The following is a 19131-nucleotide window of genomic DNA, read 5'->3' as shown; positions in this document are numbered from 1 at the left end:
CGGGCCCTTCACGAGACGGGTTACTCCAGGATGATCAGGAGGTCGCCGCCCTCGACCTGCTGGGCGCCGCGCAACGCCAGGCGCTGAACGACACCTGCCTTCGGGGCGGTGATCGCGGCCTCCATCTTCATGGCCTCGATCGTCGCGACGGTCTGGCCGGCGTCGACGCGGTCGCCCTCGGCCACCGCCGCCGTCACCACGCCGGCGAACGGGGCCGCCACGTGGTTCGGGTTCGAGCGGTCGGCCTTCTCGGCGGCCGGGATGTCGGCGTCCACCGAACGGTCGCGGACCTGGATCGGCCGCAGCTGGCCGTTCATGGTCGCCATGACCGTGCGGATGCCCCGCGCGTCGGCCTCGGAGATCGCCTCCAGGCCGATCAGCAGCCGGACGCCCGGCTCCAGGTCGACGGAGTACTCCTCGCCGGGACGCAGGCCGTAGAAGAAGTCCTTGGAGCGCAACACAGACGTGTCGCCGTAGGCGTCGCGGTGCGTGCGGAACTCCTTGGTGGGCCCCGGGAACAGCAGCCTGTTCAACGTCGCCCGCCGGTCGTCGGCGAGACCGGCCTCGTCCTCGGCGGACAGCTCCTCGACCGGCTTCGGGGCGGGGCGACCTTCGAGGGCCTTGCTGCGGAACGGCTCCGGCCAGCCCCCAGGCGGGTCGCCCAGCTCGCCGTGCAGGAAGCCGATCACCGACGCCGGGATGTCGAACTTGCCGGGGTCCGCCTCGAAGTCCTTCGGTGCGACGCCCGCGCCCACGAGGTGCAGCGCGAGGTCACCGACGACCTTGGACGACGGCGTCACCTTCACGAGGTGGCCGAGCATGCGGTCGGCGGCCGCGTACATCGACTCGATCTCCTCGAACTTCTCACCGAGACCGAGAGCGACGGCCTGGGTGCGCAGGTTCGAGAGCTGACCACCGGGGATCTCGTGGTGGTAGACGCGGCCGGTCGGACCGGGGATGCCGGACTCGAACGGCGCGTAGATCTTGCGCACGGACTCCCAGTACGGCTCCAGGTCGCAGACGTTCTGGAGGTTCAGCCCCGTGGAGTGCTCGGTGTGGTCGGTCAGCGCCACGATCGACGACAGCGGCGGCTGCGACGTCGTGCCCGCCATCGACGCGGTCGCGCCGTCGATCGCGTCCACGCCCGCCTGGATCGCGGCCAGGTAGGTCGCGAGCTGGCCACCGGCCGTGTCGTGCGTGTGGAGGTGGACCGGGAGGTCGAACTCCTTGCGCAACGCGGTGATCAGGCGCGACGCGGCGGGTGCCCGCAGCAGGCCGGCCATGTCCTTGACGCACAGCACGTGGGCGCCGGCGCCGACGATCTGCTCTGCCAGCTTGAGGTAGTAGTCCAGTGTGTACAGACGTTCGTCCGGATTGGACAGATCGCTCGTGTAGCAGAGCGCGACCTCGGCGATCGCCGTCCCGGTCTCGCGCACGGCCTCGATCGCCGGGCGCATCTGCTCGACGTCGTTCAGCGCGTCGAAGATCCGGAAGATGTCGATGCCGGTGTTCGTCGCCTCCTGCACGAACGCCTTGGTGACCGCCTCGGGGTACGGCGTGTAGCCGACCGTGTTGCGGCCGCGCAGCAGCATCTGCAGGTTGATGTTCGGCACCGCTTCGCGCAACGACGCGAGGCGCTCCCACGGGTCCTCCGCGAGGAACCGCAGCGCCACGTCGTAGGTCGCGCCGCCCCAGCACTCCAGGGACAGCAGCTCCGGCGTCATGCGCGCGACGTGCGGTGCGACGGCGAGCAGGTCCTTGGTGCGCACTCGGGTGGCGAGCAGCGACTGGTGGGCGTCGCGGAACGTCGTGTCGGTGACGCCGACGGCCTTGCTCTCGCGCATCCACCGCGCGAAGCCCTCGGGGCCGAGCTCGACCAGCTTCTGCTTGGAGCCGGGGGGCGGCTCGGCGTTCAGGTCGATGACCGGCAGCTTCTCGCGCGGGTCGACCGCGGTCGGGCGGGTGCCGTTCGGGTGGTTGACCGTGACGTCCGCGAGGTAGGTCAGCAGCCGCGTGCCGCGGTCGGCCGAGTGGCGCGCCGTCAGCAGGTGCGGGCGCTTCTCGATGAACGACGTGGTGACGCGGCCCTCGTAGAAGTCCGGGTCGTCCAGCACGGCCTGGATGAACGGGATGTTCGTGGACACACCACGGATGCGGAACTCCGCGATCGCACGGCGCGCACGGGCGACGGCGAGTTCGAAGGTGCGGCCGCGGCACGTGAGCTTCACGAGCATCGAGTCGAAGTGTGGGCTGATGGCCATGCCGGCGCCCGCCGTGCCACCGTCGAGGCGGATGCCGGAACCACCGGGCGAGCGGTAGGCGCTGATCGTGCCGGTGTCCGGGCGGAACCCGTTGGCGGGGTCCTCCGTGGTGATGCGGCACTGCAGCGCCGCGCCGCGCAGCTGCACGGTCTCCTGGGACAGGCCCAGGTCGTCGAGCGTCTCGCCGGACGCGATGCGCATCTGCGACTGCACCAGGTCGACGTCGGTGACCTCTTCGGTGACCGTGTGCTCGACCTGGATGCGCGGGTTCATCTCGATGAAGACGTAGTGGCCCTGCGGGTCGAGCAGGAACTCGACGGTGCCGGCGTTGCGGTAGCCGATGTGCCTCGCGAACTTCACCGCGTCGGCGCAGATGCGGTCGCGCAGCTCGGGAGCGAGGTTCGGCGCGGGCGCGATCTCGATGACCTTCTGGTGGCGCCGCTGCACGGAGCAGTCGCGCTCGAAGAGGTGGATCACGTTGCCCTGGCCGTCGGCGAGGATCTGGACCTCGATGTGACGCGGTTCGACCACGGCCTGTTCGAGGAACACGGTCGGGTCGCCGAACGCGGACTCCGCCTCGCGGGACGCGGCCTCGAGGGACTCGCGCAGCGCGGCCGGTTCGTCGACCTTGCGCATGCCGCGGCCACCACCACCGGCGACTGCCTTCACGAAGACCGGGAAGCGCATCGTCTTCGACGCTTCGAGCAGCGCGTCGATGTCGGAGGACGGCGGGCTCGACTCCAGGACCGGCAGCCCGGCCTCGCGAGCGGCGGCGATGGCGCGCGCCTTGTTGCCCGTCAGCTCCAGAACCTCGGCCACGGGGCCGACGAAGGTGAGACCTGCCTCACGGCACGCCATCGCGAGTTCCGGGTTCTCCGACAGGAAGCCGTAACCGGGGTAGATCGCGTCGGCGCCGGCCTTGCGGGCGGCCTTGATGATCTCCTCGACGGAGAGGTAGGCGCGGACGGGATGTCCGGGCTCACCGATCTCGTACGACTCGTCCGCTTTCAACCGGTGCAGCGAGTTCCGGTCCTCGTGCGGGAAGACGGCGACCGTTCCCGCGCCCAGTTCGTAGGCGGCGCGGAACGCGCGAATCGCGATCTCGCCGCGGTTGGCGACAAGAACCTTGCGGAACATCCGTGCCCTCCCGGTGTTACTCGGCAGTCATCAGTCGTGGCACGTTACCGTGCGACTCTTGCCTGTTGGGAGGACTGTCCCACGTGATGGGTGTCATCCTGATCGGTCTTGCTCACACCAATTCTCGCGTGATGAGAGCAAAGTGGATACCCACCACCCGGTCAGACTGCGGCCGGTAGTGGGTTTAACCAGATCGAGTGACGATCTTCGCGACTATCTCGGTAGGGTGAGCCATATGGCCGGGGCTGATGGAGCCGGGCAGCCTACTGCCCGCACACCGCATTTCGACGTTGTCCTTCGTGGTTACAACCAGCGACAGGTGAACGAACGAGTCACCCGCTTGGAGTTCGACCTCAAGAACTCGAACCGCTCCCGTGACGCGGCCGCCGCGCAGGTGGGGGAGCTCACCAAGCTCCTCAACTCGATGCGCGCCGATCTCGACAAGACCAAGATCCAGCTCCAGAACCTCGCCAGCAGTCCCGTGAGCGCGTCGAACGTCACCGAGCGTGTGCGCGTGATGATGAGCCTGGCCGAGGAAGAGATCGCGGACATCCGCAAGGACGCCCTCGACAAGGCCGCCGCGACGCGCGGCGAGGCCGAGAGGTGGGCCGCGGAACAGCGCGACGCCCACCAGCGGCTGCTCGCCGAGACCGAGGCGCGCCGCAAGCAGCTCGAGATGAACTACCAGCAGCGCCACGCCGAGCTGGACCAGCAGACCGCCGGCCGCAGGTCCGAGCTGGAGGCCGAGCACTCGGCGTTGCAGGCGAAGCTCGCCACCGAGCACGAGGCGCTGGTCGCGGAGGTGCGCGCGAACGGTGAGCGCGTCACCGCCGAGTTCGAGAAGAAGTCCGCGGACCTGGACGCCCATCGCGTCGAGCTCGACGCGAAGTACAAGGCGTACCACGACGAACTGGACAAGGAGTACGACGGACTCAAGGCGACGCTGACCGCCGAGCACCAGAAGGTGATGGCGGACGCGCGGTCCGAGGCCGAGCGGATCTCCGCCGAGGCCGAGGTCAAGCGCGTCGAGACGCTGCAGAGGCTCGACGACGAGCTCAAGGCCAGGCAGGCGGAGGCGGAGAAGGCCCTCGCCGAGCTCGAGGCCGAGTCGCTGGCGAAGGCCGAGAAGATCTCTTCCGAAGCGTCCGCACAGGCGATCGCCCTGGTCAGCGCGGCGGAGGAGAAGGCGGCGACCACCTTGCGCGTCTCCGAGGACAAGGCGACGACCACCGTCGCGGAGGCCGAGCAGAAGGCCTCGACCACCGTGCGAGAGGCCGACGCGAAGGCCGTCGCGCTCGTCCGCGACGCCGAGGCCAGGACGTCGGCACTGGTGCGCGAGGCCGAGGAGAGGTCAGCCGCGGCCGTCGCCGAGGCCGACCAGCGCGCGGCCGCCGCGTCCGAGAAGGAGTCGTCGCTGCGTTCGGCGCACGACAACCTCGCCACGCAGTTCCACGCCGCGCAGGCAGCGGTGGAGGCGGCGATGTCGGTGCTCAAGCCTCTGGAGGACGGCTCGGCGGACGAGGCAGACGCGGCCCCTGCCCCGGCCCGTGAGCAGAAGACCGAGCAGCTGCCGAAGCCGCGGCAGCAGGACTAGAGGTTCATCCGGGGAACGGCGGCAGGCTGCTCGTGGCCCAGCTCGTGTGGCAGCTGCCGTTCGCCGCGAAGTCGCTCGCGAACCCGATGAACTCCCTGCCGTCGAGTGACGGCACGCCGGTCGGGTGGTAGTTCGGGCAGTAGTTGTCGCGTGCCCCCGGCACCGGAACGGGCGCGGGAATCTCGTACCAGCCGTCCCTGCCGCCGTTCTCGGAGACGAAGATCGTCCTGCCGTTGCCGGGATCGACCTTGCCGTTGGCGGACATCAGCATCTGCCCCATGAGCAGCACACGTCCGGTGGCGGTGCCGTTGGGCGCGAGCACGATCGACGGCGTGTGCGCGAAGTACTTGCCGTCCTTCGTCGTCGGCCGCTTGCCGTGCCACTTCGGATCGCCCCAGTTCACGCCGTCCCGTGACGTGCGGTGGTACGCCTCGCAGAAGTACTGGTTCGGCTGCGAGCAGATCTCGTACATCATGTAGTACTCGCCCGTCGGCAACCGCTTGACCTGCTGCATCCCCGGCCGCAGCCAACCGGGCTGGACGGCGACGACCTTCTGCTTGGCCGACCAGATGACGCCGTCGTTGGAGACGGTCCGCCCGATGTACTGGCTGTGCCCCACTTCCGACTCGTCGGAGAAGTAGCAGTTGAGCCTGCCCTCGGCGTCGACCGACAGGTCCGGCTCCCACAGCCCGCCTCCAGGCCGGGCCCGCGCGCACTCCGACAGGTACCGCCACGACTCGCCGGCGTCGTCGCTGCGCCAGATCCGCGCCTTGAGGGTCTCCGCCTTGAAGCCGGCCGAGCCGGCCCACAACACCGTGCCCGCGGGCATGTCACCGACCCGTTGCGGCAGCTCGTAGAGGTGCCCGCAGCAGGTAGCGGTCGAGCCGGCCTCGTCGGTGAACGCGGCGATCTTCTTGAACCGCTTGCCGTTGCGGCTTGCTTTGAGCACGTCCACGACGTGGTCCCCGTGCAGCGCCACCAGGATCGAGCCGCGCTGCGGGCCGTGTTCGAGGCGGATCGCGTGCGGGTAGCGGGACTCCTCGCCTGTCAGCACGACGGGGCTCGCCAGGGCCGGGCTCGGGCTGGAGAGGACGGTGAGGGCGGCGGCCAGCGCGGTGATGATCATGCGACGCACGGGTGGGAACGTACCCAGTTCACCGGACAATTCCGGCACCTGGCACGCGCACACCTTCAGGTGATGTGGACGGGGGGGTGCGGGTGGGTGGAGACGGACGCGGCCAGGCCAGGTGGGGCTCGTGGCGGGGCGCGTGGGTGGAGACGGACGTGGCCAGGCCAGGTGGGGCTGGTGGCGGGGCGGGTGGCGAGCCAGCGGGGTGGCGGGTCGTCGGGGTAGCGGGCCGTCGGGGTAGCGGGCCGTCGCGGGGTGGCGGGCCGTCGCGGGGTGGCGGGCCGTCGGGGTAGCGGGCCGTCGCGGGGTGGCGGGCCGTCGGGGTAGCGGGCCGTGTGGGGTGGGCAAGCCAGGGTGGCAGGACACGCGAGATCGCAGACCAAGCAGGGCGGCGGCCAGGTGAGCAGGGGCACGCGCCGGCTCCGCGCCCCTCCCACACGCGGGCAGGACCCCGCGGCGCACACCCTGCGGCATGACCCCCGCGCCTCGTCCGCGCACACACGGCTCGACCTCTGCCGCACGAACCCTCGCGCCTCACCCCCACACGCGGCCCTAACTCCGCCGCACAGACTCCGTGCCTCGACCGCGCCCACATGTGGCACCGGCCGCGCGGCGCGGTCCCGGCGGCTAGGTCTTCTCCAGGAAGTCGGCGCGTTCCTCCGTCAGCAGCGTCGCCACCATCCCCGCCAACCCCGGATGCTCGGCCAGGTCCGGGTCGGCGTCCACGACCTGCTGCGCCGCCGTGCGGGCGTCCGCGATGATGTCCTCGTCGCGCAGCAGGGACAACATCTTCAGGCCCGAGCGGCGGCCCGACTGGGCGGCGCCCAGGATGTCGCCCTCGCGGCGCAGTTCGAGGTCGAGCTGGGCCAGTTCGAAGCCGTCCAGTGTGGACTCGACGGCTCGCAGGCGTTCCATCGTGGCCGTCATCTCCGGCATTTCGGTCACCAGCAGGCACAGGCCCGGGGCGCTGCCTCGGCCTACGCGGCCGCGGAGCTGGTGCAGCTGGGAGACGCCGAAGCGGTCCGCGTCCATGATGGCCATGACGGTGGCGTTCGGGACGTTGACGCCCACCTCGATGACGGTGGTGGCCACCAGGACATGGACCTCGTTGGCCGCGAAGGCGCGCATCACCGCGTCCTTCTCGTCCGGGGGCATGCGGCCGTGCAGGATCTCGATTCGCAGGCCGCGCAACGGGCCCTGCGCGAGCATGGTGGCCACGTCGATCACGGACAGGGCTGGGCGCTTGTCCTCGTCTTCGGACTTCGCCGGTTCCTCGTCACCGATGCGCGGGCAGACGAAGTACGCCTGGTGACCCTTCGCCACCTCCTCGCGCACTCGGGCGAAGGCGCGGTCGAGCCAGGCCGGCTTTTCGCGGACGGGGACGACCGAGGTCTTGATCGGTGAGCGGCCGCCGGGCAGTTCGCGCAGGGCCGAGACTTCCAGGTCGCCGTAGACCGTCATGGCGACCGTGCGCGGGATCGGGGTCGCGGTCATCACCAGCACGTGCGGGTTTTCGCGTTCGCCGCGTGCCGAGAGCGCTGCTCGTTGTTCCACGCCGAAGCGGTGTTGTTCGTCGACCACGACGAGGCCCAGGGAGTGGAACTCCACCTTCTCCTGGATGATCGCGTGCGTGCCGACGACGATGCCCGCCTCGCCGGTCACGATGTCGAGCAACGCCTGACGGCGCTGGGCCGTGTTCATCGAGCCGGTCAGCAGCGTCACGCGCGTGGCGTCCTCCGCGCCGCCGAGCTGGCCTGCCTGGGCGAGGTCGCCGAGCATCTCGGTCAACGAGCGAGCGTGTTGTGCCGCAAGGACTTCCGTGGGTGCGAGCATGGCGGACTGACGGCCCGCGTCGACGGCCTGGAGCATCGCTCGCAACGCGACCATGGTCTTACCGCTACCTACTTCTCCTTGCAGGAGGCGGTTCATCGGGACGGTCGACTCGAGGTCCGAGGCGACCTGCTCGCCGACCTCCACCTGGCCTGCCGTCAGCGTGAACGGCAGCCGCGCGTCGAACGCGTCCAGGATGCCGCCGGACCTGCGCGCACAGGCAGGCGCCGGACGGGCCGTGGACGCCTTGCGGCGCTGCGCCAGGGCCAGCTGCACGGCCAGCGCCTCGTCCCACTTCAACCGCAGCTGCGCCACGGAGATCTGCGCCCAGCTTTCCGGCCGGTGGATCGACCGCAGCGCGTCCTCCAGGCCGATCAGGCCCTGCTCGAGACGGAAATCCTCGGGCAGCGGGTCCTCGGGCACGCCGTCCCAGATCTCCAGGAGCTGCTTCACGCAGTTCGCGATGTTCCACGTGTTGATGTGCTGCGACGCCGGGTAGACGGGCAGGAAGGCCTGCAGGAACGACGATCCGTCCTGCTCCGCGGTGAGGACCTCGAACGCCGGGTGCACCAGCTGCAGGTTCTGCCGGTAGCGGCCGACCTTGCCGGCGAACAACGCGCGCGTGCCCGGCAGGAGTTCCTGCTCGGCGACGAACGCGGGCTTGCCGAAGAACACCAGGTGCAGCTCCGACGTGCCGTCGGTGATGACGGCCTCGGTCATCTGGCCGCGACGCGCCTTCATCTGGCGCTTCTGGCACTTGCGGACCTCGGCCTGCACCGTGACGTGCTCGTCGATTTCCAGCGACCTGATGTCGGTCAGCTTCCCGCGCTCGTCGTAGCGGCGCGGGTAGTGGCGCAGCAGGTCACCGACCGTCGTGAGGCCGAGGCCGGTCTCCAGTGCGTCGGCGGTCTTCTTGCCGAGCAACGGCTGCAGCTTGTCGTCGAAGGAGATCATCGCGCCCTATTGAACTACTCGACACCGACAAAAATCACGGCGTCCGGCTGACCGCCCGGATACGCCGTCAGCTCGACCTCCGGATGGGTGACCCTCAGGTGGTCCTCCAGCACGTCGGTCAGGCCGTCGGGCGCGTCGGCGCCCAGGATCACCGTCACCAGTTCGCCGCCGCCCGCCAGCATGCGGTCGACCAGGCGGCAGGACAGGTCCATCAACGACTCCGGCGCCGCTGGGCCAGGCTCGATCAGCACGACCTCGCCGTCCAGCATGCCCAGCAGATCGCCCGGCTGACAGCGACCCACCCACGTGAGGGCCTCGTCCGCGGCGATCGCGAGCTCGCCACGGCGGGTGGCGGCGGCGGCTTCGGCCATGGCGACAACGTCGTCACCGGCGCGCCGAGAGGAATCGTGCACCGCCAACGCCGCGAGGGCCTGCACGGGCGAGAACGTCGGCACCACCACTACGTCCTGCCCTGCGGCCTGTGCGTACGCCACGGCCTCTTCCAGAGCCTCACGGATGTCCGGATCACCCGGCAGCACCGCGACGTGACGCGCGCGCGTCGACACGATGGCCGACAACAGGTCCGTGGGCGTCGCAGTAGTGGAAGCCAGGTCGAACACCGCGGCGCCTTCCGCACGGAACAGGTCCACGGCGCCGCTCACCACCACCACGATCGCCCGGTCGCGCACGAACCGAGAAGCCTGCGCGGCGATCTGGTCAGCGAACCGCGCCACCGTGATCCGGTGCGGGCGCCCGGCGCGCACACCTGCCTCGACGGCCGCGCCGATGTCGTTGCAGTGCACGTGAACGGTCCACAAGGAGGCCCCGTCCCCCACGACCGACACGCAGTCGCCCAGCCCGTTCAACGTGGCGCGTACCTCGGCCACCGCCTCGTCGGAGGTGTCGTCGAGCAGGTACATGACCTCGTACTCGAACTCCGACGACCCGCTCTCGCGCTCGGTCGTCAGCGACTCCGGCGTGCGCGGCAGCAAGGGCGCGTCCATCGGCGTTTCCACACTTTGGCCGGTGATCACCGCGGCCAGTGTGTCCAACAACACAACGAGCCCTCGTCCGCCCGCGTCGACCACCCCGGCCTTGGCCAGCACGGCCAACTGACGGGGCGTATCGGCCAATGCGACGGCACCCGCGCGCGACGCCGCCATCACCACGTCGTCCAGTTCGTCCGACTCGCAGTCACGAGCAGCCTCGGACGCGGCGTGCAGCACGGACAGAACCGTGCCGGGAACGGGCTTGGACACAGCGGCCGTGGCCAGCTCGTCGGCCCGGTGCAGACCCTTGCGCAACGCCGTGCCGGTCACGAGCGACACGTCCTGCACGGTCTCCGCCAGGCCTCTGAGCACCTGAGACAGGATCACGCCCGAGTTCCCGCGCGCCCCCGCCAGCGCGCCGCGGGCCAGCGCCGAGAGCGCGTCTCCCACCGTCGACATGGGCGAGCGCAGCAGCGCGTCGAGCGCCGACTGCATCGTGTGCAGCAGGTTCGTACCTGTGTCACCATCCGGCACGGGAAAGACGTTGATCTGGTCGATCGACTCCCGATTGGCGTCCAACGACCGCACGCAGGCGTCTGCCCATCTGCGCACCGCGACCGCATCCATGACCTGCATGGCGGCGAGAGTATCCACCCGGTTTGGTCGCAGGTGATGCCACCGGTTACCCTCGTTGAGTTGCCGTGCCCGGTTGAGGCTTGTGCACGCTTGCGCGCCCACCGGGACGCGAGACCTACCGCTTGAGAAACCTGAAGGAGTGGCTGACGTGGCTGCCGTGTGCGACGTCTGTGCGAAGGGGCCGGGCTTCGGCCATTCGGTTTCGCACTCCCAGCGGAAGACGAACCGCCGCTGGAACCCGAACATCCAGTCTGTGCGCGCCAAGGTTTCGGCCTCGCAGCGCCAGCGGATCAACGTGTGCACGTCCTGCCTGAAGGCCGGCAAGGTCGTGCGCGGCTGATCACCGCCACAGTTCGTTTTTACTTCGAGAAGAGCTCGGCTTCGGCCGGGCTCTTCTCGCGTTTCAGGGCCCGGCGCACGAACACCAGGCAGGCCACACCGGTGAGCAACGCTCCCGTGCCACCGAGCGCGAACACCGCTCGTGGCCCCATGACCAGCAGCAACCCGCCTGCGGCAGCCGTTCCGAGCAGGTTCGCGCCGATCACCATCGACCCGACCGCGGCGAACGCCCGCCCACGCATCTCCTCAGGTGTGCGCAACCGCACGACGGCGTTCAGCGCCACGTTGTGGACCCCGTTCGACACACCGCCGATGACCCAGCCCGTCCCTGCCGCCGCGAAGAACGGGAACGCCGCCGGGACCAGCACGCCGACGCCCGTGGTGGCCGCGGCGAAAGCGATCGCGTGGGCCACCTGCGAAACGGTCCGCAGCCGCGCCGCCACCCGGTTGCCGACCAGAATCCCGCCCAGCCAGCACGCCTGCATCGCGCCCAGCACGAACTCGTCGCCGTGCAGCACGTACCGCACGAACGCGGGGTCGGCCACGTTGACCACTACGACCGCGCCGACGCAGAAGGCGAGCCCGACGATCGTCGTGAACAGCACGACGTCCTGCCGCACGTGCCGAATGCCCGCGAGCGCGCTGGGGCGTGCCTCGTGGGTGCGTGACGGACGGCGTTCCGAGCGCACGAAGGCCAGCATCACCGCATAGGCGAGGAAGGTGCCGCCGTCGATGAGCAACGCCACGGGGTGTCCGAAGAACCCGGCGAGCAACGCACCACCGGTGACGCCCGCAATGCTGCCGAGACTGCGCCCGGTGCTGAGCCACGCGTACCCGCGCGTCGCTTCTTCCTCACCGGCGATGTGCGGCACCAGAGCGGAGATGCAGGGCTGGGCGATCGCACGGCCGCAGCCGGAAAGGAACACCAGCGCCACCACGAACACGGGCTGCCCCATCAACGGCGCGACAGCCGAGATCGCGACGCCCTGGAAGGCCAGCGCGATGATCAGCAGGCGGCGGTTGGGCAGCCGGTCGACGAGCATTCCGGCGAGCGGCGCGCCGAGCACGAACGGCAGCAGTTCGGCGACCAGGATCGCGGCGACCAGCAACGGACTGATCGGCGTTGCCCAGAACAGCAGGACGAGCAGCGACAGAGAATTGCCGAACTCGCTGACGGCCGCGCCCGCGGCCGTCAGCGTCAGATCACGTCTTGCCGGGGCAATTACGGGAGCTTCCAGTCGATCGGGTCGGCGCCCTGCTTCTCCAGCAGTTCGTTGGCGCGGCTGAACGGCTTCGAACCGAAGAACCCGGCGTGCGCGGAAAGCGGCGACGGGTGCGCGGATTCAATGGCGGGCAACGGTTCCAACAACGGGCGCAGGTTGCGCGCGTTGCGGCCCCACAGGATCGACACGAGAGGTGCGTCGCGAGCGGCGAGAGCCTTGATCGCCTGCTCCGTCACCTTCTCCCAGCCCTTGCCCTGGTGGGAGTTCGCCTTGCCGGGCTGCACGGTCAACGCCCTGTTGAGCAGCAGAACACCGCGCTCGGACCACGGGGTCAGGTCGCCGTTGGACGGCAACGGGTGCCCGAGATCCTCGGCGTATTCCTTGTAGATGTTCACCAATGACTTCGGAATGGGTCGCACGTCGGGGGCCACCGAGAACGACAGGCCGACCGCGTGGCCGGGCGTCGGATACGGGTCCTGGCCGACGATCAGCACCTTCACCTGGTGGAACGGCTGCTGAAAAGCACGCAGCACGTTCTCACCCGCGGGAAGATAGGTGCGACCGGCGGAAACCTCCGCGCGCAGGAACTCACCCATGGCGGCGATCTGGTCAGCAACGGGGGCGAGAGCTTCAGCCCAACCGGCTTCGACAACTTCGTTGAGGGGACGAGCCACGGCTGTGAACCCTATCTCACTCAATCGAGCCGACGGAGCTTCTCCCGGTACAAAGCGATGTTCTGAACGTATTTCTCGACGATGAATGCCCAGGCCTGTTCTGGCACAACGTGTCCGGCACGTTCGCGGGCGGGAACTCCCAGCACCATCGTGCGTTCGCGGACGTGGCCGTCGAACGAGACCACCGCGCCGGCGCCGACGATCGCGCCCTTTTCCACGATGGAACCGTTGAGCACCACCGAACCCGACGCGATCAGGCATTCGTCCGCGACCGTCGCGCCCTCGATGTGGACGTTGTGGCCGATGACGCACGATGATCCGATGTGCACCGGATGGACCTCGGTGCAGTGGATGACCGTGCCGTCCTGGATCGACGTGCGCTCGTCCACGACGATGCGCCCGTAGTCGCCGCGCAGCACGGCTTGCGGCCACACCGACGAGAACGCGCCGATGCGGACGTCACCGATCACCGTCGCGTCCGGGTGCACGTACGCCTCCGGGTGGATCTGCGGCGTGTAGTCCCCCAGCGCATAGATGGCCATGCGCCCGAACCTACAACGACTTCCCGAAGCAGCGACTCTCCGGGTGGTCCCGGTACACGCCGAAGTTGTCGATCCGCTCGTAGCCGCTGGACGTGTACAGGGCGATCGCCTCGGGTTGCCGCAATCCGGTCTCCAGCACCATCCGCAACAGCCCTGCTTCGCGCGCCGTGGCTTCCAGATGCGCGAGCACGAGCCGAGAGAGGCCCTTGCCGCGTGCGGAGTCGACGACGTACATCCGCTTGATCTCGGCGGCGCCGTCGAGTTCGTCGTTCACGCGCCAGCCGCCGCACGTGACGGGAACGCCGTCCAGGTACCCGATGACGAAGTAGCCCAGGGGCGCGGCGAACTGCGCCGGATCGACCGGCGTGATGTCGACGTCGCCGTAGCGCTCGACGTAGACCTGCTGGAGGTCGGCGATCATCTTGACCGAGTCTGGATGGTCATACGCGCGCGTGCATAGTTCCACGGGGTTGAAGTCTACGCGCGCCAGTGCTCCCAGCCAGGAGGTTTTTCGTAGGTCCTGCCGTCGACCGTCACGCCTTCGCCCGCGCGGACCGTGCCGATGGTCGTCCAGTTCGGCGGAACCGACTTGGGGCCGGGGAACGTCGCCGCGAGGGCGTGGTCCTCGCCTCCGGTGAGCGCCCAGTGCCGCGCGTCCCCGCCGAGCGCGGACGCGACGTCGAGCAGGCGCGGGTGCAACGGCAGCAGTTCGGTGCGGATGTCGATCGCCACGCCGGAGGAGTCCGCGATGTGGCCCAGGTCCTGCAGCAGTCCATCTGAGACGTCGATCATCGAAGTGGCGCCCGCCTCGGCGGCCCTGGGGCCTTCCTCGTACGGCGGTTCCGGGGTGCGCTGGGCGTTCACGATGCCGACCGGGGAACGGAATCCGCGGCCGAGCACGGCCAGTCCCGCGGCGGCCCAGCCGAGCCGTCCGGCGACCGCCACGACGTCCCCGACGAGCGCTCCCGACCTCGTGATCGGCTCGAGCCCGTTCATGTCTCCCATGGCGGTGATGGAGATCACGAGCGTTCCGGAGCTGACCATGTCGCCCCCGACGATGCCCGCGCCGGCCGTCGCCGCCTCCTGCCAGAGTCCCGACATGATCCCCTCGACGACGGACGCGGGGGTGTCGGCGGGGCAGGCGATGCCGACGAGCAGGGCGGACGGCAGCGCGCCCATGGCGACGACGTCGGCGAGGTTCACCGCGGCCGCTTTTCGGCCCACCTGCTCGGGACTCGACCAGTCGAGTCTGAAGTGGACACCCTCGACGAGCACGTCCATCGAGGCGACGACCCGTCCGTCCGGGACGGCGACGACGGCCGCGTCGTCACCGGGACCGAGGATGGTCGTCTCCGGCTGCGCCCGACCGGCCGTCACCCGGTGGATGAGAGTGAACTCACCCACATCGGCGACCGTCTCCGCGTCGCGCGGCGGCTCCGGACGCAAAGTTGCCTCCCAATCTGAGCATTCGGAACCCCAACTGGGGTACGTTGCGTGACACGTTCCTACCTCGACCCAACCTGTCGCGACGAAGGGGCACGCCGTGGTGCATGCATACATCCTCATCCAGACCGAGGTCGGCAAGGCCGCCGCAGTCGCCTCCGAGATTTCCGGGATCGCCGGAGTAGCCACCGCCGAAGACGTCACCGGGCCGTACGACGTCATCGTGCGCGCCGAGGCGGAGACCGTCGACCAGCTCGGCCAGCTCGTGGTCGCGCGCATCCAGAACGTCGAGGGCATCACTCGTACGTTGACCTGCCCGGTGGTACATCTCTAGCCCGTGTTGTCATAACCGGGTGACTCAGCAGGAATCCACGTCGGCGCTGTCCCGGCCGCTGCTCGCGGCGGTCGGGCTCGCTGTCGTGCTCGCCATCGGTGTCGCCGGACTCGGTCTGGTGCTGGGCACCGGAAACCAGACGGAGGACGTACCCGGTCGCACGGGTCCCCTCGCACTGGTCTCGATCGACGCCCCCGACGCGGGCTCACCGACGTGCGTGACCCTGACCGAGAAGCTGCCGGTGGGGCTGCCGTCCGGGAAGGACATGCTGCCGCGCCGGGAACTCGCCTCGCCCGCACCTCTCGCGACGGTGGCGTGGGGTGATGCCAAACACGATCCGGTGGTCCTGCGCTGTGGCCTGCCGCGGCCGAACGAACTGTCGGCGACCTCGCAGCTGCGGGTGATCTCCGACGTGCAGTGGCTGCAGCTGCCCGGTTCCGGCAGTTCCACCTGGGTGATCGTGGACCGCGGCGCGTACGTGGCGCTGACGGTGCCCGACGAAGCGGGCACCGGACCGTTGCAGGACATCTCCACGACGGTGCGCGACCTCCTGCCCAAGCAGCCGGTCAAGACAGCGCCCTAGCGAAGTCCCGAACCGCGGGCGATCGCCGTCTCGATCAACGTGGTCAGCAGCGTCGAGAAGTCGATGCCGGTCGCGTCCCACGCCTTGGGGTACATGGAGATCGGTGTGAAGCCGGGCATCGTGTTGAGCTCGTTGATGATCAGCTCGTTCTGCTCGGTCAGGAAGAAGTCCACCCTGGACAGTCCCTGGCAGTCGAGCGCCTTGAACGCGGTGACGGCGAGCTCGCGCAGCCGCGCGGTGATGTCGTCGTCGAGCTTCGCCGGGATGTCGGCCTCGTAGGAGTCGTCGACGTACTTGGCGTTGAAGTCGTACCACTCGACGCTCTCGCCGACCGGACGCAGTTCGGCGGGCAGCGAGGCCTCGACGCGGCCGTCCGGGAACTCCAGCACCGCGAGCTCGATCTCGCGGACGTTCGGCACGGCGGCCTCGATGATGACCTTGGGATCGTGCTGGCGCGCCTCGAAGATCGCGGCGTCGAGGTCGTTCCAGTCGGACACCTTCGAGATGCCGACGGACGAGCCGGCGCGCGACGGCTTCACGAACACCGGCAGCCCGAGGTGCTCGCGCTCGTCGAGGGTGAGCGTGGTCGCGGCGCGGTCGAGAGCGACGAACTTGCCGACGTCGAGTCCCTCGGCCTGGAGGATCTTCTTGGCGAAGACCTTGTCCATCGCGGCGGCGCTGGCGAACACGCCGGGCCCGACGTACGGGACGCCACCGAGTTCGAGCAGCCCCTGGATCGTGCCGTCCTCGCCCCACGCGCCGTGCAGCAGCGGGAAGACGACGTCGACGTCCTTGAGCGCCTGGCCGGGTTCGATCGCGGCGACGGTCTGGTTGCGCAGCGTGGGGAGGTTGCCGGCGCCTGCCTCCAGCGCGTTCGGGTCCGTGCCGAGTGCCCACTGCCCCTGCGGCGTGATGCCGACCGGCACCACCTCGAACCGGTCCGCGTCCAGGTAGGGCAGGACGCTCTTGGCGGACTGGCAGGAGACCTCGTGCTCGGAACTGCGGCCGCCGAAGACCACGGCCACCCTCGTCTTGCGCTGCGTCATGCGGGCGACCCTACCCGTTTGGGCGATTGTGCCCACCTGCCAGTTAGCCTCGGTCGCGTGCTGGAGATCAAACCACTCGACCTGGACGACGACGCCGAACTCCACGCCTACGCCGACGTGCGGATCGCGGCGCATCCGGCGTCGAACAGGGAGCAGATCATCGCGTCCTTGCATGAGAAGCACCCGGATTTCGACGAGATGGTCCGCCTGATCGCCCGCCGGGACGGCGAAGGCGTCGGCATCACGTCCGTGGGTCTGCTCGGTGGTCTGAACGCACGGCTGGCCATCGGTCCGATCACGGTGCATCCGGCGCACCGCGGGCAGGGCGTCGGCACCGCGCTGCTGGACGCGTTGCTGCCGGAGTTGCGCGCCCGCGGCCAGGACACGTTCGAGAGCTGGGGTGTGATCAAGGGCAGCGTGGGCGAGCACTGGGCGGTGGCGCGCGGGTTCCGCGTGGCCGCGTCCAGAGTGATGCAGCTGCTGACGTTCGCCGGCACCGATCCGGCTTCCTGGGAGATCGAGGCACCACCCGGATACCGGCTGGAGCGGTGGATCGGTACGACGCCGGAGCACCTCCTGGCGTCGGTCGCCGCGACCCGGCAGTCGATCCACGACGCGCCGGCCATGGAGTCCGCGCTGCGGGCACCGGAGTGGACGCCGGAGGTGGTGCGAGCCGAGGAAGCCGAGGCGCGCGCCGGCGGTGTCGAGCACCGCGTCGCCGTCGCGGTCGAGGAAGCCACCGGCCTCGTGGTCGCGCTGACCGACGTTCCACTGCAGCCCGGCGACTCGGCGCACACGCGCTGGGGAAGCACGATGGTCACGCCCGCCCATCGCGGCCACGGACTCGCCCGAGCCGTCAAGGCGCACATGCTGCGCTGGTTGCTCGCGGACCGGCCCGCGCTCGAAAGCGTCGACACCGGGACGGACGCGACCAACGCCGTCATGATCAGGGTGAACGAGCAGCTGGGCTTCGTCACCGACCGCGAGGTGGTCGTCGTCAGCCGTTCCCTGTGAGCAGCTCCGTCAGCACCGGCAGGGCGTTCACCAACTGCTCCCGCGAGCACGCGCTGTAGCCGATGACAAGACCGTGGAGCTTGGCCCGATTCACGTAGTGCCTGGCCAGGCCGTCCACCCGCAGGCCACGTTCGAGCGCCTGCCGCGTGAGTTCGCGTTCCCGTTCGGCGCCGGTCAACAGCACCACGACGTGCGCGCCCGCGTCGTCCCCGAGCACCTCGATGCCGGCGTCCGCGAACGTGTCGATGATGAGCGCGCGGCGTTCCGACAGCTCGCGGCGCAGCTTGCGCAGGTGCCGGCCGAGGTCGCCCATGCGGGCCAGTTCGACGACGACCCGCTGGCCCGCGGCGGACGGGCTGGTGCCGGTCAGGTCACGGTGTTCCAGCACGGTCGTGGCGATGTGCTCGGGCGCGACCATCCAGCCCGCGCCCAGGGTTGGCGTGAGGATCTTGCTCGTCGTGCCGAGGTGGACCACGACGTCCGGGGCGAGCGCGGCCAGTGACGGCAGCGGGGCGACGTCGTAGCGGAGTTCGCCGTCGTAGTCGTCCTCGATGACGAGCCAGCCGTCGCGCCGGGCCCGTTCGACCAGCGCGACCCTGCGCCCCGCCGACATGCGGCCGCCCAGCGGGTACTGGTGGGCGGGCGAGCAGTAGACGGCCTTCACCCCCGCCGGCACGGCGTCCGGCAGCAGCCCTTCGGCGTCGACCGCCGCTTGGACGACCTTCAGGCCGTTGGCGCGGAAGACGCCCACCGCCCGTTGGTAGCCGGGTTCCTCGACGGCCACGGCGTCGCCGCGCTTCAGCACCGCGACCGCGATCTCGGTGAGCACGGCGGTGGTGCCGCCTGTCGCGAGCACCGGGTCGGCGTTGACGGCCAGGCCCCGGTGGCGCAGCAGGTGTTCGGCGATGACCTCGCGGTATTCCGGCAGGCCCGCGCGTTCAGGACGGGACAACGGGGGTGCGTCCGCCGCCGCGCGCCACGCCCTGCGCCAGGCCGCGCGGTCGAGGCCACCAGCCCAGGGCGCGCCGGTGCCGAGGTCCACGAAGTCGGTGATGGCGGGCGCGACGGGCTTGCGCGAACGCTTGCGCAACGGGCCTGGCGGCGTCGTGGTGACGTACGTGCCGGAGCCGTGCCGACCGGCGATCCAGCCTTCCGCGTGCAACTGTTCGTAGGCGGCGGCAGTGACCGTGCGGGAGACTCCGAGACTGTCGGCCAACGCGCGCGTGGACGGCAATCGGTCGCCCGCGCGAAGCCGTCCTTCCGACGCCGCCGAACGGAGTGCGTCGGCGAGTTGGACGGCGAGCGGTTCGGCGGACTCGCGGTCCAGCGCGACGGGAAGTGCGGTCTCTGCCAAAGTGGCCTTCTCAGATCGATCAGAAATGGCGCTTCAATGATGCCACTTC

16 protein-coding genes are annotated in these 19131 nt (G+C 69.7%); 5 read left to right on the top strand and 11 right to left on the bottom strand.

Annotated elements, in window-relative coordinates:
• Positions 1–20: 20 nt before the first annotated feature.
• Positions 21–3398 (bottom strand): pyruvate carboxylase, encoded by a 3378-nt coding sequence (locus OG205_RS40310; RefSeq protein WP_330273057.1) that lies wholly within the window; start codon positions 3396–3398, stop codon positions 21–23.
• Positions 3399–3717: 319 nt separating this feature from the next.
• Between OG205_RS40310 and OG205_RS40305 the strand changes: the two genes are divergently transcribed.
• Positions 3718–4992, top strand: coding sequence for a hypothetical protein (locus tag OG205_RS40305; protein WP_330273056.1), 1275 nt, complete (start codon positions 3718–3720; stop codon positions 4990–4992).
• 4 nt (positions 4993–4996) lie between these two features.
• Here OG205_RS40305 and OG205_RS40300 read toward each other — a convergent pair whose 3' ends face one another.
• The 3 genes from OG205_RS40300 to OG205_RS40290 form a co-directional block, all read right to left on the bottom strand.
• A complete protein-coding gene (locus OG205_RS40300; protein ID WP_330273055.1) occupies positions 4997–6127 on the bottom strand; it encodes an exo-alpha-sialidase in 1131 nt (376 codons plus the stop codon).
• A gap of 621 nt (positions 6128–6748) precedes the next feature.
• Positions 6749–8905, bottom strand: coding sequence for an ATP-dependent DNA helicase RecG (gene recG, locus OG205_RS40295; protein ID WP_330273054.1), 2157 nt, complete (start codon positions 8903–8905; stop codon positions 6749–6751).
• A gap of 14 nt (positions 8906–8919) precedes the next feature.
• Entirely contained in the window at positions 8920–10530 is a 1611-nt protein-coding gene (locus tag OG205_RS40290; protein WP_330273053.1) for a DAK2 domain-containing protein, read from the bottom strand.
• 148 nt (positions 10531–10678) lie between these two features.
• Here OG205_RS40290 and rpmB point away from each other — a divergent pair, with 148 nt between their 5' ends.
• The gene (rpmB, locus tag OG205_RS40285; protein ID WP_258947721.1) at positions 10679–10870 is read left to right on the top strand and encodes a 50S ribosomal protein L28; all 192 of its coding nucleotides are present in this window, start codon (positions 10679–10681) and stop codon (positions 10868–10870) included.
• A 19-nt stretch (positions 10871–10889) separates the two neighbouring features.
• On the opposite strand, the gene OG205_RS40280 is transcribed toward rpmB, so the two are convergent.
• The 5 genes from OG205_RS40280 to OG205_RS40260 are packed head-to-tail and all read right to left on the bottom strand — an operon-like array spanning position 10890 to position 14754.
• Positions 10890–12065 (bottom strand): MFS transporter, encoded by a 1176-nt coding sequence (locus tag OG205_RS40280; RefSeq protein WP_330278330.1) that lies wholly within the window; start codon positions 12063–12065, stop codon positions 10890–10892.
• Between the two features lie 26 nt (positions 12066–12091).
• Positions 12092–12766 carry a uracil-DNA glycosylase gene (locus OG205_RS40275; protein WP_319977624.1) on the bottom strand — a complete coding sequence of 225 codons (675 nt, stop codon included), beginning with the start codon at positions 12764–12766 and terminating at the stop codon, positions 12092–12094.
• 20 nt (positions 12767–12786) lie between these two features.
• Positions 12787–13308, bottom strand: coding sequence for a gamma carbonic anhydrase family protein (locus OG205_RS40270; RefSeq protein WP_030479727.1), 522 nt, complete (start codon positions 13306–13308; stop codon positions 12787–12789).
• A gap of 10 nt (positions 13309–13318) precedes the next feature.
• A complete protein-coding gene (locus OG205_RS40265) occupies positions 13319–13729 on the bottom strand; it encodes a GNAT family N-acetyltransferase (protein ID WP_330273052.1) in 411 nt (136 codons plus the stop codon).
• A 56-nt stretch (positions 13730–13785) separates the two neighbouring features.
• Positions 13786–14754 carry a thiamine-phosphate kinase gene (locus OG205_RS40260; protein WP_330273051.1) on the bottom strand — a complete coding sequence of 323 codons (969 nt, stop codon included), beginning with the start codon at positions 14752–14754 and terminating at the stop codon, positions 13786–13788.
• A 97-nt stretch (positions 14755–14851) separates the two neighbouring features.
• Here OG205_RS40260 and OG205_RS40255 point away from each other — a divergent pair, with 97 nt between their 5' ends.
• Complete coding sequence (locus OG205_RS40255) at positions 14852–15085, top strand: Lrp/AsnC ligand binding domain-containing protein (protein WP_030467939.1); 234 nt, start codon at positions 14852–14854, stop codon at positions 15083–15085.
• Between the two features lie 19 nt (positions 15086–15104).
• Positions 15105–15668 carry a DUF3515 domain-containing protein gene (locus OG205_RS40250; RefSeq protein ID WP_330273050.1) on the top strand — a complete coding sequence of 188 codons (564 nt, stop codon included), beginning with the start codon at positions 15105–15107 and terminating at the stop codon, positions 15666–15668.
• Here OG205_RS40250 and OG205_RS40245 read toward each other — a convergent pair.
• The gene (locus tag OG205_RS40245) at positions 15665–16714 is read right to left on the bottom strand and encodes a D-alanine--D-alanine ligase family protein (protein WP_330273049.1); all 1050 of its coding nucleotides are present in this window, start codon (positions 16712–16714) and stop codon (positions 15665–15667) included. The genes OG205_RS40250 and OG205_RS40245 overlap by 4 nt on opposite strands.
• Positions 16715–16771: 57 nt before the next feature.
• Here OG205_RS40245 and OG205_RS40240 point away from each other — a divergent pair, with 57 nt between their 5' ends.
• Positions 16772–17728 (top strand): GNAT family N-acetyltransferase, encoded by a 957-nt coding sequence (locus OG205_RS40240; protein ID WP_330273048.1) that lies wholly within the window; start codon positions 16772–16774, stop codon positions 17726–17728.
• Here the strand turns inward: OG205_RS40240 and pdxR are convergent.
• On the bottom strand, positions 17712–19082 hold the full coding sequence (gene pdxR, locus OG205_RS40235) for a MocR-like pyridoxine biosynthesis transcription factor PdxR (RefSeq protein WP_330273047.1): 1371 nt from the start codon (positions 19080–19082) through the stop codon (positions 17712–17714). The genes OG205_RS40240 and pdxR overlap by 17 nt on opposite strands.
• Positions 19083–19131: the final 49 nt, after the last annotated feature.

This window comes from Lentzea sp. NBC_00516 (assembly GCF_036346835.1).
Taxonomy (GTDB): domain Bacteria; phylum Actinomycetota; class Actinomycetes; order Mycobacteriales; family Pseudonocardiaceae; genus Lentzea; species Lentzea sokolovensis.
The sequence above is the reverse complement of the archived record's forward strand: the minus strand, read 5'-3'. Positions and strand labels throughout refer to the sequence as shown.